The following is a 13,979-nucleotide window of genomic DNA, read 5'->3' as shown; positions in this document are numbered from 1 at the left end:
CAGCCCTCCTGCGGTGTAGCCTTGCTGGCACACCCGCTTTCGTTGTGACTGACAGGAGTTTCCCATGCAGCATTACGTAACGCCCGACCTGTGCGACGCCTATCCGGACCTGGTCCAGGTGCTCGAACCCATGTTCAGCAACTTTGGCGGCCACGACTCGTTCGGCGGCCAGATCGTCACCATCAAGTGCTTCGAAGACAACTCCCTGGTCAAGGAGCAGGTCGAGCTCGATGGCAAGGGCAAGGTCCTGGTGGTCGATGGCGGCGGCTCGCTGCGCCGGGCGCTGCTGGGCGACATGCTCGCCGAGAAGGCCGCGAAGAATGGCTGGGAAGGCCTGCTGATCTACGGCTGCGTGCGTGACGTGGACGTGCTGGCGCAGACCGATGTCGGTATCCAGGCCCTGGCCAGCCACCCGATGAAGACCGACAAACGCGGCATTGGCGACCTTAACGTCGCGGTGACCTTTGCCGGCGTGACCTTCCGCCCGGGCGAATATGTATACGCCGACAACAACGGCGTGCTGGTCTCGCCAAGCCCGCTGAAGATGCCCGAGTGATTCGCCGCACATCCATGGAGCTTTGATGTTCGAGGAAGACAACGCGCAATGGGGCCTGGTGCATGCCCTGGTGCTCGATGGCAAGGGTGGCGCGCGTTCGATCGCCCGTACCGAGCTGGACGACCTGCAGTTGCGGCCCCAGGAGAGCCTGTGGCTGCACTGGGACCGCAGCCATCCGCAGACCCGCACCTGGCTGCTGCATGACAGTGGCTTGAGCGAGTTCGCCTGCGACCTGTTGCTTGAGGAGAACACCCGCCCGCGCCTGTTGCAGATGGCCAACGAGCAGATGCTGCTGTTCTTGCGCGGGGTCAACCTCAATCCGGGCGCCGAGCCAGAAGACATGGTCTCGGTGCGTATCTTCGCCGAGGCGCGCCGGGTCATCTCCCTGCGCCTGCGGCCCCTGCGCGCCAGTGACGAGATTCTCCAGCAGCTCGATGAAGGCCGTGGGCCGAAATCGGCTGCCGAATTGCTGCTGCTGATGGGTGAACTGCTCACCGAGAAGGTCCAGGCGCTGGTCAGCGACCTGTCGGAAGCGGTGGATATAGAGGAAGAGAAGGTGGAATCCGACGAACGGTATACCCCGGAGCAAGGCAGCCTGCAGCAGATCCGCCGCCGCGCCGCCGGGCTACGTCGTTTTCTCGCCCCGCAACGTGACATCTATGCCCAGCTGTCGCGTAACAAGTGCAGCTGGTTCGCCGACCCCGACAGCGACTACTGGAACGAGCTGAACAACAGCCTGATCCGCTACCTTGAAGAACTCGAGCTGGCTCGTGAGCGCGCCGCGCTGGTGCTGGAAAGCGAGGACCGGCGGCGCAGCGAGCGGATGAACCGGACCATGTACCGCTTCGGTATCATCACCTGCATCTTCCTGCCCATGAGTTTTATCACCGGTCTGCTCGGCATCAACGTTGGCGGAATTCCGGGCTCCGACAGCCCCTACGGATTCCTGTTCGCCAGCCTGATCGTGCTGGGCCTGGCCGTGGGGCAGTGGCTGTTGTTCCGGCGGTTGCGTTGGGTATGAAAGGCACCCCCGCGAGGCTCTTTAGCACTCATTTTGAAACATTCGTCCCACTTCAGTGTGTGACCCATCGCCCGGCGCCCACGTCTTTGACTGACATTGCGCGAGGTGCCCATGCACGATCCGTTTGAAGAATCCTTGCGCGACCTGCTCAAGGCGTCGCCGTCCGGCGAGAACCGCGACGACGCTGCCTGCCTGGGTCGCGTGCTCAAGACCGCCAACCGTCAGGTCGGCGCGGGCGATCTGTTCAGCTTGCTTGGCCGTTGGAGCCAGGCGCTGCTGATTGCCGTGAACAATGGCTCGGCGCATGTCGCGCCGGTGCGTCGCAACTCTACCCGCATGCCTGCCGCCGGCAGCAAAGCAGATAAGGCCGATTGAATATGGAACTCGATCTCTGGACCCAGAGCCTGGTCACCGCCATGACTGCCCTTTGGACCAAGGTGGCGAACTTCATCCCCAACCTGTTCGGCGCGCTGGTCGTGGTGCTGCTCGGTTTCGTCGTGGCCAAGCTGCTCGACACCCTGCTGTCCAAGGTGCTGGCCAAGTTCGGCCTGGACCGCCTGATGAGCGGCACCGGGCTGACCAAGATGCTCGCCCGGGTCGGCATCCAGGTGCCGATCTCGACCCTGATCGGCAAGATCGTCTATTGGTTCGTGCTGTTGATCTTCCTGGTTTCGGCCGCGGAATCCCTGGGCCTTGAGCGAGTCTCGGCGACCCTCGACATGCTCGCCCTGTACCTGCCCAAGGTGTTCGGCGCGGCGCTGGTGCTGTTGGCCGGCGTGTTGCTGGCGCAGTTGGCCAACGGCCTGGTGCGCGGCGCCGCCGAAGGTATCGGCCTGGAATACGCCGCTGGCGTCGGGCGGATCGTCCAGGGCCTGGTGATCATCATCAGCATCTCGGTGGCGATCAGCCAGCTTGAGGTCAAGACCGACCTGCTGAACCACGTGATCGTCATCGGTTTGATTACCGTTGGTCTGGCTGTTGCCCTGGCGATGGGCCTGGGCAGTCGTGAAATCGCCGGGCAGATCCTGGCCGGGATCTACGTGCGTGAACTTTTCCAGGTGGGCCAGCAGGTGCGTATTGGCGAGGTCGAAGGGCATATCGAGGAGATCGGCACGGTGAAGACCACCGTGCTGACCGACGAGGGCGAATTGGTGTCGCTGGCTAACCGTGAGCTGCTCGAGCAGCGCGTGAATAGCCGCTAACCGCGCAAAAGCTGTTAATGTATGCCGCCGCGAAATCGGCCCACGGGGCCGAGCGGCGACATTGACCTGACTGTCGGCCAGATCCGTTTTGAATAAAGTTCATTCGCCGCCCATGCGCTATGACCCCCGAGAGCTCACCGACGAGGAGTTGGTGGCGCGTTCGCATGAGGAGCTGTTTCACGTTACCCGCGCCTATGAGGAGCTCATGCGGCGCTACCAGCGCACGCTGTTCAACGTCTGCGCGCGGTACCTGGGGAACGACCGGGATGCCGATGATGTCTGTCAGGAGGTCATGCTCAAGGTGCTCTACGGGTTGAAGAACTTCGAGGGCAAGTCCAAGTTCAAGACTTGGCTCTACAGCATCACCTACAACGAATGCATCACCCAGTACCGCAAGGAGCGCCGTAAGCGCCGGTTGATGGATGCCCTGAGCCTGGACCCTGTCGAAGAGGCGTCCGAGGACAAGGCACCGAAGCCGGAGGAGAAAGGCGGGCTGGATAAATGGCTCGTGCATGTGAACCCAATCGACCGGGAAATCCTGGTGCTGCGTTTTGTCGCAGAGCTGGAATTCCAGGAGATCGCCGACATCATGCACATGGGTCTGAGCGCCACGAAAATGCGCTACAAGCGTGCGCTCGACAAGCTTAGAGAGAAATTTGCAGGGGTGGCTGAAACTTAGTCGCCTGCAAATACCTCTAACCAACCGGCGAGTTCTGCTAGACTTGCCGTCGAGTTGTCCCCCGGATTTTGGTGGGACCGCTTAACTATCACCAGATGGGGATTTAACGGATGAAATTGAAAAACACCTTGGGCCTGGCCATTGGTTCGCTCGTAGCCGCCACCTCGATTGGCGCTATGGCACAAGGCACTGGCGCTGTAGAAGTCGAAGGCTTCTACAAGAAAGAATTCTTCGACAGCCAGCGTGACTTCAAGAACGACGGCAACCTGTTCGGCGGCTCGATCGGTTACTTCCTGACCGACGACGTTGAACTGCGTCTGGGTTACGACGAAGTCCACAACGCCCGTGGCGATGACGGCAAGAACATCAAGGGCTCGAACACCGCCCTGGACGCCGTTTACCACTTCAACAACCCGTACGACGCCATCCGTCCGTACGTGTCGGCTGGTTTCTCCCACCAGTCGCTGGGCCAGACCGGCCGTGGTGGTCGTAACCAGTCCACCTTCGCCAACGTTGGCGCTGGCGCCAAGTGGTACATCACCGACATGTTCTACGCCCGTGCCGGCGTCGAAGCTCAGTACAACATCGACCAGGGCGACACCGAGTGGGCCCCGAGCGTTGGTATCGGCCTGAACTTCGGCGGTAGCCCGAAGCAAGCTGAAGTCGCTCCGGCTCCTGTTGCCGAAGTCTGCTCCGACAGCGACAACGATGGCGTCTGCGACAACGTCGACAAGTGCCCTGACACCCCAGCCAACGTTACCGTTGACGCTGATGGCTGCCCGGCTGTTGCCGAAGTCGTTCGCGTTGAGCTGGACGTCAAGTTCGACTTCGACAAGTCGGTCGTCAAGCCAAACAGCTACGGCGACATCAAGAACCTGGCTGACTTCATGAAGCAGTACCCACAGACCACCACCACCGTGGAAGGTCACACTGACTCCGTCGGCCCAGACGCTTACAACCAGAAGCTGTCCGAGCGTCGTGCCAACGCTGTCAAGCAAGTCCTGACCCAGCAGTACGGCATCGAATCGACCCGTGTTGACTCGGTTGGCTACGGTGAGACCCGTCCGGTCGCCGACAACGCCACCGAAGCTGGCCGCGCCGTTAACCGTCGCGTAGAAGCTCAGGTAGAAGCCCAGGCCAAGTAATTGGTTTGATGCTTCACGAAAAACCCGGCCCCGGCCGGGTTTTTCTTTGCCTGCGATTTAACGGGCCCGCACGTCTGTTTTTTGTAGGAGCGGCCTTGTGTCGCGAAGGGCCGCACAGCGGCCCCGGCAATCTTCGTGGCGAAGCTGAAAATGTGCGGACGTTACGCGCCCCATCGCGACACAAGGCCGCTCCTAAAGGGCGTGTGAGGCGCTCAATGCTTGAGCAAAATCAGCAACAGCACCATATTCAATAGCAGCGACATCAAACCCAGTGTGCGCCAGACTTTTACCGGCTCGCGCTCCAGCAGCGGCCGTGGCCGCTCGGCGGGGGCCTGGCGGTCGCCATGCTCGAGCAGCAGCAACCATTGCTCGGCGGTCTCGAAACGCAGTGCGGGGTTGGCGGTTACCGCCTGCTCGAGGTTGCGCTGCAACCACTCCGGCAGATCGGGACGATAACGCCCGGCATTGACCGGGTTGCCGAAGCGCGGGCGCTGGAAGGCCTCTACCTCGCCATAGGGATAATGACCGGTGAGCAGGTGATAGAGCGTCACGCCGACGGCATACAGGTCCTGGCGCGGGCTCGGCGGCACGCCGTCGAAGGCTTCCGGCGCCAGGTAGGAAGGCGTGCCAGGCAGGGCGTGGGGTTGATCCTCGGATAGACCCGGACAGTAGGCCAGGCCGAAGTCCAGCAGGCGCAACTGGCCATCGTCGCCCAGGTGCAGGTTTTCCGGCTTGATATCGCGGTGCAGCAGATTGCGTCGGTGCAGTACGCCAACCGCCTGCAGCAGCTGGCGAGCGATTTCCAGCCACTGAGCCAGGGGCAGCGGGCCATGGGCTTCGAGTCGGGCGGCGAGGGTCGTGCCGGCATATTCACGCATCAGGTAGTACAGGTACTGGCGCTGGCTGGCTGGGTGGGCTTCGGGGAAGTGGCGGCCGGCAACGCGGCGCAGGAACCACTCTTCCAGCAGCAGGCCCTGGGCGGCTCCAGGTTCGTGTTCACGGCCTGGGGGCAAGGTTTTCAGCAGCCAGGGCTGGCCTTGCTGATCGCGCACCCGATAGAGCAATGACTGCCGGCTCTGGGTCAGCAGCCCTTGTACTTGCCAGCCATCGACCTGCTGGCCTTCGCGCAATGGTCCTGGCAGCGGCCACTGCCCGAGTTGCGCCAGAGTATCGCCGAGGTTGCTTGCGCCCAGGTGCTCGACCTGCACCAGCAGGGCGCTGGCGTTGTCCTGGCTGCCGCTGTGGTGGGCGGTGGCTACCAGCGTGTCGGCAGCGTCCTGCAGGTCGGCTTGCTCACGCAGGATCGCCTGGATGCGCTGGTCGCCGACGCTGGCCCAGACGCCATCGCTGAGCAGCAGGTAGCATTCGCCCTCGTGCAACTCGCCGTCCAGGTAGTCGACCAGCAGGTGCTGGTCCAGGCCCAGCGCGCGCTTGAGCACATGCTGCATGCCGGGCTGATCCCAAACGTGGTCTTCACTCAGGCATTGCAGGTGTCCGGCATGCCAGCGGTAGACCCGGCAATCGCCGACATGGGCGAGGGTGAAGCGCCGCCCACGCAGCACCAGGGCGCTAAGCGTGGTCAACAGTGGCTGGCCGTTGCCCTGGGCGCGCAGCCAGCGGTTCTGCGCGCTGAGCAGGCGATCGAGGGCCTGGGCCACGCCCCAGGTGGCAGGGGTGGCGTAGTAGTCCAGGGCCAGGGCCTGCAAGCTCGCCCGCGCCGCCAGGCCACCGTCGGCGCACTGGCTGACGCCGTCGGCGAGGGCGCACAGGTAGCCTTTACTGGCGGCCAGCTCCGGCGTGGGGGTGACCAGGCGCAGGGCATCCTGGTTCTCCGCGCGCGGCCCGATGGCGCTGGCCTGGGCGAAACGCAGGCGCAAACTCATCAGACCCGCGCCACGGTGACGGCCGCCGCGCCCCAGGTGGTGCGCCAGCGTTGCTTGACGCCATGCAGGCCGAACCAGGCCAGCAGGCCGAGGCTGGCGAACAGCCACAGGCCGAGCTGGTAGTCGCCGCTGTGTTGCTTGATCGCGCCCAGGCCGGCGGCGAGCAGGAAGCCGCCGATACCACCGGCCATGCCGATCAGCCCGGTCATCACGCCGATCTCCTCGCGAAAACGCTGCGGCACCAGTTGGAACACCGCGCCGTTGCCGGCGCCCAGGCCGAGCATGGCGCTGACGAACAGGGCCAGTGCCGCGACCGCGCTGGGCAGGTTGAAGCCGACGGCGGCGATGCACACGGCAGCCACGCCGTACATCGCCAGCAGGGTGCGGATGCCGCCGAAGCGATCAGCCAGGGCTCCGCCCAATGGACGCATCAGACTGCCGGCGAACACGCAGGCGGCGGTATAGTAGCCTGCGGTGACCGGGCTCAGGCCGTACTGGTCGCTGAAGTAGCCCGGCAGGGCGCTGGCCAGGCCGATGAAACCGCCGAAGGTGACGCTGTAGAAGAACATGAACCACCAGCTGTCACGGTCGCCAAGGGCCTTCAGGTAGTCGGCCGTGGCCTTGGGTCTGGGCCGTTGCGGGGCGTTGCGTGCCAGCAGGGCGAACAATGCCAGGGTCAGCAGCAGCGGCAGCAGGGCGAAACCGAACACGTTGTTCCAACCAAAGCCTGCGGCCAGAGCCGGAGCCAGCAGGGCAGCGAACACCGTGCCGGAGTTGCCGGCGCCGGCGATGCCCATGGCCTTGCCCTGGTGTTGCGGCGGGTACCACTGCGAGGCCAAAGGCAAGGATACGGCGAACGAGGCCCCGGCGAAGCCGAGGAACACGCCTAGCAGCAGCGCCTGTTCGTAGCTGTGCACGCCCAGGCACCAGGCACAAGCCAGCGCGGCGATCACCACCACCTGGCCAATCAGCCCCGCGGTCTTGGGTGACAGGCGATCGACCAGCAGGCCCATGGCAAAGCGCAGCAGCGCGCCGGCGAGGATCGGCGTGGCCACCATCAGGCCCCGTTGTTGTGCAGTCAGTTGCAGGTCGGCGGCAATCTGCACCGCCAGGGGGCCGAGCAGGTACCAGACCATGAAGCTCAGGTCGAAGTACAGAAAGGCGGCGAACAGGGTGGGCACATGCCCGGATTTCCAGAAGCTTGTATTCATCGAACACCTCGTTGGGCGCGGAAACGAAAAGACGCCGCTGCCCGGTCCACGGCCGTGGAAGGGCGAGCGACGTCTTTGTCGGGGTATATTGGCAACCGCCGTTGGCTACCTGGGCATTCTCTGAGCAAGAGACGGGCCAAGCGTGTTGGCGCAGGTGGCCGCTCCTACAGTTGAAAAATGGGGTTTTAGCCAAGCATCTGCGACATGGCGATGATTTGTTCGGCCACCTGGATCAGCTTCTGCTGGCGGCTCATGGCCTGGCGGCGCATCAGGGTGTAGGCCTGCTCTTCGTTGCAGTCCTTGAGCTTCATCAGCAGCCCTTTTGCTTGCTCGATACGCTTGCGCTCCGCTAGTTGCTGGTCGCGGGCCAGCAATTGCGCGCGCAAGGCCTGGTCGGCCTCGAAGCGTGCCATGGCCACGTCGAGGATCGGCCGCAAGCGCGTAGCGTGAATGCCCTCGACGATGTAGGCGCTGACCCCGGCTTCGATCGCCTGGCGCATCACCCCGGGGTCGTGTTCGTCGGTGAACAGCACGATCGGCCGAGGGCGGTCGCGGCTGACCAGCACCACTTGCTCCATCACATCGCGGCCAGGTGACTCGGTATCGATCAGCACCACGTCCGGGCGCACCGTTTCGACGCAGGCCGGCAGGTCGATGCTCAAGTTGCCGGCCTCGATCACCTCGAAACCGGCCTCGCTCAGGGCGGCCTTGAGGCGGCCGACTTTTTTCTCGGTGTCGTCGATCAGCAGGATGCGCAACATGTTCGCGCCCTCAGCGTCCGGCCCGCAGGGCGGGTGTCGTATCCAGCGCATGCAGAGCGAAACTGCGCGCGTAGCCATGGGGGTCGCTGCCGTCCCAGCGGCTGCCATCGATCAGCAGGCTGCTGCGCAGGGGCAAGTAGGCGCAGGGCACGCCCAGGGCCTGGGCGGCCTCGCGGTACAGCGTCAGTTGCTGGACCTGGCGTGCCACGCCGAGGTAGTCCGGGTCGTCGCGCAGGATTCCCCAGCGGCGGAACTGGGTCATGAACCACATGCCGTCGGACAGGTAGGGCAGGTTGGCCCGGCCCTGGTCGAACAGGCGCAACCCATGGGGGTCGTGCCAGCGGTTGCCCAGGCCATCCTGGTAGTCGCCGAGCAGGCGCGGCTGGATGCTGCCCAGCGGGCTGTCCAGATAGGCGCTGCCGCTGAGCAGTTGCGCGGTGCCACGACGATTGTCCTGGCTCTGCTCGATGAAGCGGGCGGCGGCCAGCACCGCGCGGATCAACGCACGAGCGGTGTTGGGGTAATGCGTGACGAAGTCCTGGGTGCAGGCCAGGACCTTCTCGGGGTGGCCGGGCCAGATCGCCTGGCTGGTGGCCAGGGTGAATCCCTGACCCTCGGCCACGGCGTCGGCCGACCAGGGTTCGCCCACGCAGAAACCGTCGATGCGTCCGGCCTGCAGGTGGGCGCGCATCTGCGCCGGCGGCACCACCACGCTGTCGACGTCGCGTAGCGGATGGACGCCCAGGCTGGCCAGCCAGTAGTACAGCCACATGGCGTGGGTGCCGGTGGGGAAGGTCTGGGCGAAGGTCAGGCGTGCGCCACCCTGGTGCACCCGCCGCGCCAGTGCCTCGGCGCTGGTCACCCCCTGGCGTTGCAGCGTGGGGGAGAGGTTGATGGCCTGGGCGTTCTGGTTCAGCCCCATGAGTACCGCCAGGGCATTGGCCGGCCCGCCGCCCACGCCAAGGTGCACGGCATAGACCAGCCCATACAGGCAGTGGGCGGCGTCCAGCTCGCCATTGAGCAGGCGGTCGCGCAGGCCGGCCCAGGAGGCCTGGCGGTGCAGGTTGAGGGTCAGCCCCTGTTGCTGGGCGAAACCCTGGGTGGCGGCGACCACCACCGAGGCGCAGTCGGTCAGGGCCATGAAACCGATGTTCAGACAGGGCTTTTCCGGTGCATCGCTGCCGTTGACCCAGGCCAGTGGCAGTGTCGGTAGGGGTGTGTTCAAGGCATTCCTCGGACGTTGACAGATGACGACACGAGGTTGGCTTAGCAACCCATGTGCCATGACCCTGTCGCCGTGGCGACGCGCTGGCTATAATCGCTCCCTCACACACCGCGAGTCCGCCCGCCCATGTATACCCTGGCCCGCCAGTTGCTGTTCAAGCTCTCCCCGGAAACCTCCCACGACCTGTCGCTGGACCTGATCGGCGCCGGTGGCCGCCTGGGCCTCAATGGTTTGCTGTGCAAGCAGCCGGCGGCGTCGCCGGTGACCGTCATGGGCCTGAACTTCGCCAACCCGGTGGGCCTGGCCGCCGGCCTGGACAAGAACGGCGCGGCCATCGACGGCTTCGCCCAGCTGGGCTTTGGCTTCGTCGAGATCGGCACCGTGACCCCGCGTCCGCAGCCGGGCAATCCCAAGCCACGGCTGTTCCGCCTGCCGCAAGCGAGCGCGATCATCAACCGCATGGGCTTCAACAACCTAGGCGTCGACCACCTGCTGGCAAGAGTTCGCGCGGCGAAATACACCGGTGTGCTGGGCATCAACATCGGCAAGAACTTCGACACCCCGGTCGAGCGCGCCCAGGACGATTACCTGATTTGCCTGGAGAAGGTCTACAACGACGCCAGCTACATCACTGTCAATGTCAGCTCGCCCAATACCCCAGGCCTGCGTTCGCTGCAGTTCGGCGACTCGCTCAAGCAACTGCTCGATGCCCTGGCCGAGCGACGCGAGCAGCTTGCCCAGGCGAATGGCAAGCGCGTGCCATTGGCTATCAAGATCGCCCCGGACATGAGTGACGAAGAGACCGCCCTGGTCGCCGCGGCGCTGCGTGAGTCGGGCATGGACGCGGTGATCGCCACCAACACCACTTTGGGCCGCGAAGGGGTCGAGGGGCTGCCGTTCGGTGGCGAGGCCGGCGGTTTGTCGGGCGCCCCGGTGCTGGCCAAGAGCACCCATACGGTTAAGGTGCTGGCGGGTGAGCTGGGTGGAAAGTTGCCGATCATCGCTGCCGGCGGCATTACCGAAGGGCGTCATGCCGCTGAGAAGATCACTGCCGGGGCCAGCCTGGTGCAGATTTATTCGGGCTTCATCTATAAAGGGCCAGCGCTGATTCGCGAAGCGGTGGACGCTATTGCGGCGATGCCGCGGTCGTAACCGACAGGTATAAAAAAGGGGTCCCTCAAGGGACCCCCTGGGCCGCAGCCCGCCGCCCGGATGGGGCGCGCATGGTGACTCGAATTCAGTGTCCTCGTTCAGCCAACGGCGTGATTTTCGTTGAGTCTATGGATGCCAGCGGTGCCAGTCATGCCGTCCCAGTTATCGCCGCGGCCCTCGCGCCAGCCGTTGATCCAGGCTTGACGGACGGACGGCAGATTGAACGGGCAGAGTTCGCGGGATTTGCCGGTGACGCCATACTGGTAGCCACGTGAATATGCTCTTTCCAACGGATCACGCTTAAGTCTTCTCATAGGGTGTTGCCCTCACTTGTTGACTGTAATGTCCCGTCGGCCTCTCCGAGGCCGGGCAGAATCGTTCTGCCGGTATGCGCCCGCTGCCGGCGTGGCGGGCTGAAAGTGCCGCCCCGTTGCGGGACGACCTGAGATCAGTTCTATCGAATGCGAGTCACAGTGTGAATGATCGATTTGTCATAAGGACGTAACCTTTCAGAGGGTGAAAGGATAAGTAAATAAATGCGACTCAACCTTGTTTGCCGTTGGGCCCGCTATGATCAGGGTTTAGTCAGCGTTGACGTCATATGGCCAGTGTTGCTGGTTGATGACTGAAATATTTGGTAATGCGACGAAGGGTCACATGCGTACCCGTCGTCGAGGAAATTTTCATACTGCTCAGCGATCAAAGCCACTTTCGCCATCGGCGAAGGCGCGATCTGCCGAGCGGCCCGGCCCGGCGAGAGGTCTCGCCAGGCCACCCGGGCGCCTGCTGGAAGGGTGTGCGGGAAAACATCGGTCGCCGATGCGTCGGCGGCCATCTACCTAGCCCAAGGCTCTGGATTGCACATGTCGGACCGTTTCGAACTTTACCTTACCTGCCCCAAAGGCCTTGAAGGCCTGCTCGCCGAAGAGGCTCGCCAACTGGGCCTGAACGAGGTGCGTGAGCACACCTCGGCCATTCGCGGCGATGCCGACATGGAAACCGCCTACCGCCTGTGTCTCTGGTCGCGCCTGGCCAACCGCGTGCTGTTGGTGCTCAAGCGTTTCCCGATGAAGAACGCCGACGACCTGTACGACGGCGTGCACGCGGTCGACTGGGCCGATCACCTGGCCGCCGACGGCACCCTGGCCGTTGAGTTCAGTGGCCATGGCTCGGGCATCGACAATACCCACTTCGGCGCGCTCAAGGTCAAGGACGCCATCGTCGACAAGCTGCGCAACCGCGAGGGCCTGCGCCCGTCGGTGGAGAAGCTCGACCCGGATGTACGGGTGCACCTGCGCCTGGACCGCGGCGAGGCGATCCTGTCCCTGGACCTGTCCGGCCACAGCCTGCACCAGCGCGGCTATCGCCTGCAGCAGGGCGCTGCGCCGTTGAAGGAGAACCTGGCGGCGGCGGTGCTGATCCGTGCGGGTTGGCCGCGCATCGCCGCCGAGGGCGGCGCCCTGGCCGACCCGATGTGCGGCGTGGGTACGTTCCTGGTCGAGGCGGCGATGATCGCCGCCGACATGGCCCCTAACCTCAAGCGCGAACGCTGGGGCTTCAGCGCCTGGCTCGGCCATGTGCCGGCGCTGTGGCGCAAGGTGCATGACGAGGCCCAGGCCCGTGCCGAGGCCGGCCTTGCCAAGCCGGCGCTGTGGATTCGTGGCTACGAGGCTGACCCGCGGCTGATCCAGCCAGGTCGCAACAACGTCGAGCGTGCAGGCCTGGGTGACTGGGTGAAGATCTACCAGGGCGAAGTGGCCAGCTTCGAGCCGCGTCCGGACCAGAACCAGAAGGGCCTGGTGATCAGCAACCCGCCCTACGGCGAGCGCCTGGGCGACGAGGCCAGCCTGCTGTACCTCTACCAGAACCTCGGCGAGCGCCTGCGCCAGGCCTGCATGGGCTGGGAGGCGGCGGTATTCACCGGTGCGCCCGAGCTGGGCAAGCGCATGGGGATTCGCAGCCACAAGCAGTACGCTTTCTGGAACGGCGCGCTGCCGTGCAAGTTGCTGCTGTTCAAGGTCCAGCCCGACCAGTTCGTCACCGGCGAGCGCCGCCAGGGTCCCGTCGAGGCGGTGGAGGGCGAGTCTCGTCGTCCGCAGCCGGTGGCCAGCGAGCCAGCACGCCTGTCCGAAGGTGCGCAGATGTTCGCCAACCGCCTGCAGAAGAACTTCAAGCAGTTGGGCAAGTGGGCCCGCCGCGAGAAGATCGATTGCTACCGGGTCTACGATGCCGACATGCCCGAGTACGCCCTGGCGGTCGACCTGTATCACGACTGGGTGCATGTTCAGGAATACGCCGCACCGCGTTCGGTCGATCCGGAAAAAGCCCAGGCGCGCCTGCTCGATGCCTTGACCGCGATCCCCCAAGCCTTGGGCGTCGACCCGCAGCGCGTGGTGCTCAAGCGCCGCGAGCGTCAGAGTGGCACCCGTCAGTACGAGCGCCAGGCGACCGAAGGACGTTTCATGGAAGTCGAGGAGGGCGGCGTCAAGCTGCTGGTCAACCTCACCGACTACCTGGACACCGGGCTGTTCCTCGACCACCGGCCAATGCGCCTGCGCATCCAGCGCGAGGCCGCCGGCAAGCGCTTCCTCAACCTGTTCTGCTACACCGCCACGGCCAGCGTGCACGCAGCCAAGGGCGGCGCGCGCAGCACCACCAGCGTCGACCTGTCCAAGACTTACCTGGATTGGGCTCGGCGCAACCTGTCGCTGAATGGCTTCTCCGAGCGCAACCGCCTGGAGCAAGGTGATGTGATGGCCTGGCTGCAGGGGGCGACGGAGAGCTACGACCTGATCTTCATCGACCCGCCGACCTTCTCCAACTCCAAGCGCATGGAAGGGGTGTTCGATGTGCAGCGCGATCATGTCGAGCTGCTCGACCTGGCCATGGCCCGCTTGGCGCCGGGCGGCGTGCTGTACTTCTCCAACAACTTCCGCAAGTTCCAGCTCGACGAACATCTGGCCGCGCGCTATGCGGTAGAGGAAATCAGCGCCCAGACCCTGGATCCGGATTTCGCGCGCAACAGCCGCATCCACCGCGCCTGGCAGCTACGTTTGAAGTAAGCCGACGAGGTACATGGCGCGGCCACTGGCCAGTGGCTATAAAGCACTACAGGGCAGGACAATTCGCAGGACGCTGACGTTG

Annotated in this window: 13 protein-coding genes; 8 read left to right on the top strand and 5 right to left on the bottom strand. The window is 64.4% G+C overall.

Features of this window, described 5'->3' with window-relative positions; all coding sequences use genetic code 11:
* The first annotated feature begins 64 nt into the window (after positions 1 to 64).
* The 6 genes from rraA (at position 65) to ACODS5_RS17625 (ending at position 4,603) form a co-directional block, all read left to right on the top strand.
* Entirely contained in the window at positions 65 to 556 is a 492-nt protein-coding gene (rraA, locus tag ACODS5_RS17650) for a ribonuclease E activity regulator RraA (protein WP_023630330.1), read from the top strand.
* Between the two features lie 25 nt (positions 557 to 581).
* On the top strand, positions 582 to 1,577 hold the full coding sequence (locus tag ACODS5_RS17645) for a zinc transporter ZntB (RefSeq protein ID WP_134693843.1): 996 nt from the start codon (positions 582 to 584) through the stop codon (positions 1,575 to 1,577).
* A gap of 111 nt (positions 1,578 to 1,688) precedes the next feature.
* The gene (locus tag ACODS5_RS17640) at positions 1,689 to 1,952 is read left to right on the top strand and encodes a CrfX protein (protein WP_134693844.1); all 264 of its coding nucleotides are present in this window, start codon (positions 1,689 to 1,691) and stop codon (positions 1,950 to 1,952) included.
* 2 nt (positions 1,953 to 1,954) lie between these two features.
* Entirely contained in the window at positions 1,955 to 2,779 is an 825-nt protein-coding gene (locus ACODS5_RS17635) for a mechanosensitive ion channel family protein (protein ID WP_134693845.1), read from the top strand.
* A 112-nt stretch (positions 2,780 to 2,891) separates the two neighbouring features.
* A complete protein-coding gene (gene sigX, locus ACODS5_RS17630; RefSeq protein WP_046854750.1) occupies positions 2,892 to 3,458 on the top strand; it encodes an RNA polymerase sigma factor SigX in 567 nt (188 codons plus the stop codon).
* 110 nt (positions 3,459 to 3,568) lie between these two features.
* Positions 3,569 to 4,603: an OmpA family protein gene (locus tag ACODS5_RS17625; protein ID WP_134693846.1), complete on the top strand. Its 1,035-nt coding sequence runs from the start codon at positions 3,569 to 3,571 to the stop codon at positions 4,601 to 4,603.
* A 212-nt stretch (positions 4,604 to 4,815) separates the two neighbouring features.
* Here ACODS5_RS17625 and ACODS5_RS17620 read toward each other — a convergent pair whose 3' ends face one another.
* The 4 genes from ACODS5_RS17620 to ACODS5_RS17605 form a co-directional block, all read right to left on the bottom strand.
* Positions 4,816 to 6,486, bottom strand: coding sequence for a bifunctional protein-serine/threonine kinase/phosphatase (locus ACODS5_RS17620; RefSeq protein WP_134693847.1), 1,671 nt, complete (start codon positions 6,484 to 6,486; stop codon positions 4,816 to 4,818).
* Positions 6,486 to 7,697 (bottom strand): nitrate/nitrite transporter, encoded by a 1,212-nt coding sequence (locus tag ACODS5_RS17615; RefSeq protein WP_134693848.1) that lies wholly within the window; start codon positions 7,695 to 7,697, stop codon positions 6,486 to 6,488. Before ACODS5_RS17615 ends, ACODS5_RS17620 begins: the two co-directional genes overlap by 1 nt.
* Positions 7,698 to 7,882: 185 nt before the next feature.
* Entirely contained in the window at positions 7,883 to 8,458 is a 576-nt protein-coding gene (locus ACODS5_RS17610; protein WP_489109266.1) for an ANTAR domain-containing response regulator, read from the bottom strand.
* 10 nt (positions 8,459 to 8,468) lie between these two features.
* Positions 8,469 to 9,683 (bottom strand): CmpA/NrtA family ABC transporter substrate-binding protein, encoded by a 1,215-nt coding sequence (locus ACODS5_RS17605; RefSeq protein ID WP_489109265.1) that lies wholly within the window; start codon positions 9,681 to 9,683, stop codon positions 8,469 to 8,471.
* A 126-nt stretch (positions 9,684 to 9,809) separates the two neighbouring features.
* Between ACODS5_RS17605 and ACODS5_RS17600 the strand changes: the two genes are divergently transcribed.
* On the top strand, positions 9,810 to 10,835 hold the full coding sequence (locus tag ACODS5_RS17600; RefSeq protein WP_489109264.1) for a quinone-dependent dihydroorotate dehydrogenase: 1,026 nt from the start codon (positions 9,810 to 9,812) through the stop codon (positions 10,833 to 10,835).
* A 98-nt stretch (positions 10,836 to 10,933) separates the two neighbouring features.
* Here the strand turns inward: ACODS5_RS17600 and rmf are convergent, their stop codons facing one another.
* Entirely contained in the window at positions 10,934 to 11,149 is a 216-nt protein-coding gene (gene rmf, locus ACODS5_RS17595; RefSeq protein ID WP_003248687.1) for a ribosome modulation factor, read from the bottom strand.
* 549 nt (positions 11,150 to 11,698) lie between these two features.
* On the opposite strand from rmf, the gene rlmKL reads away from it, so the two are divergent.
* Positions 11,699 to 13,897: a bifunctional 23S rRNA (guanine(2069)-N(7))-methyltransferase RlmK/23S rRNA (guanine(2445)-N(2))-methyltransferase RlmL gene (rlmKL, locus tag ACODS5_RS17590; RefSeq protein ID WP_134693852.1), complete on the top strand. Its 2,199-nt coding sequence runs from the start codon at positions 11,699 to 11,701 to the stop codon at positions 13,895 to 13,897.
* Positions 13,898 to 13,979: the final 82 nt, after the last annotated feature.

This window comes from Pseudomonas sp. FG47 (assembly GCF_057809115.1).
Note: the sequence above shows the minus strand (reverse complement) of the source record. Positions and strands in the feature narration are given on the sequence as shown.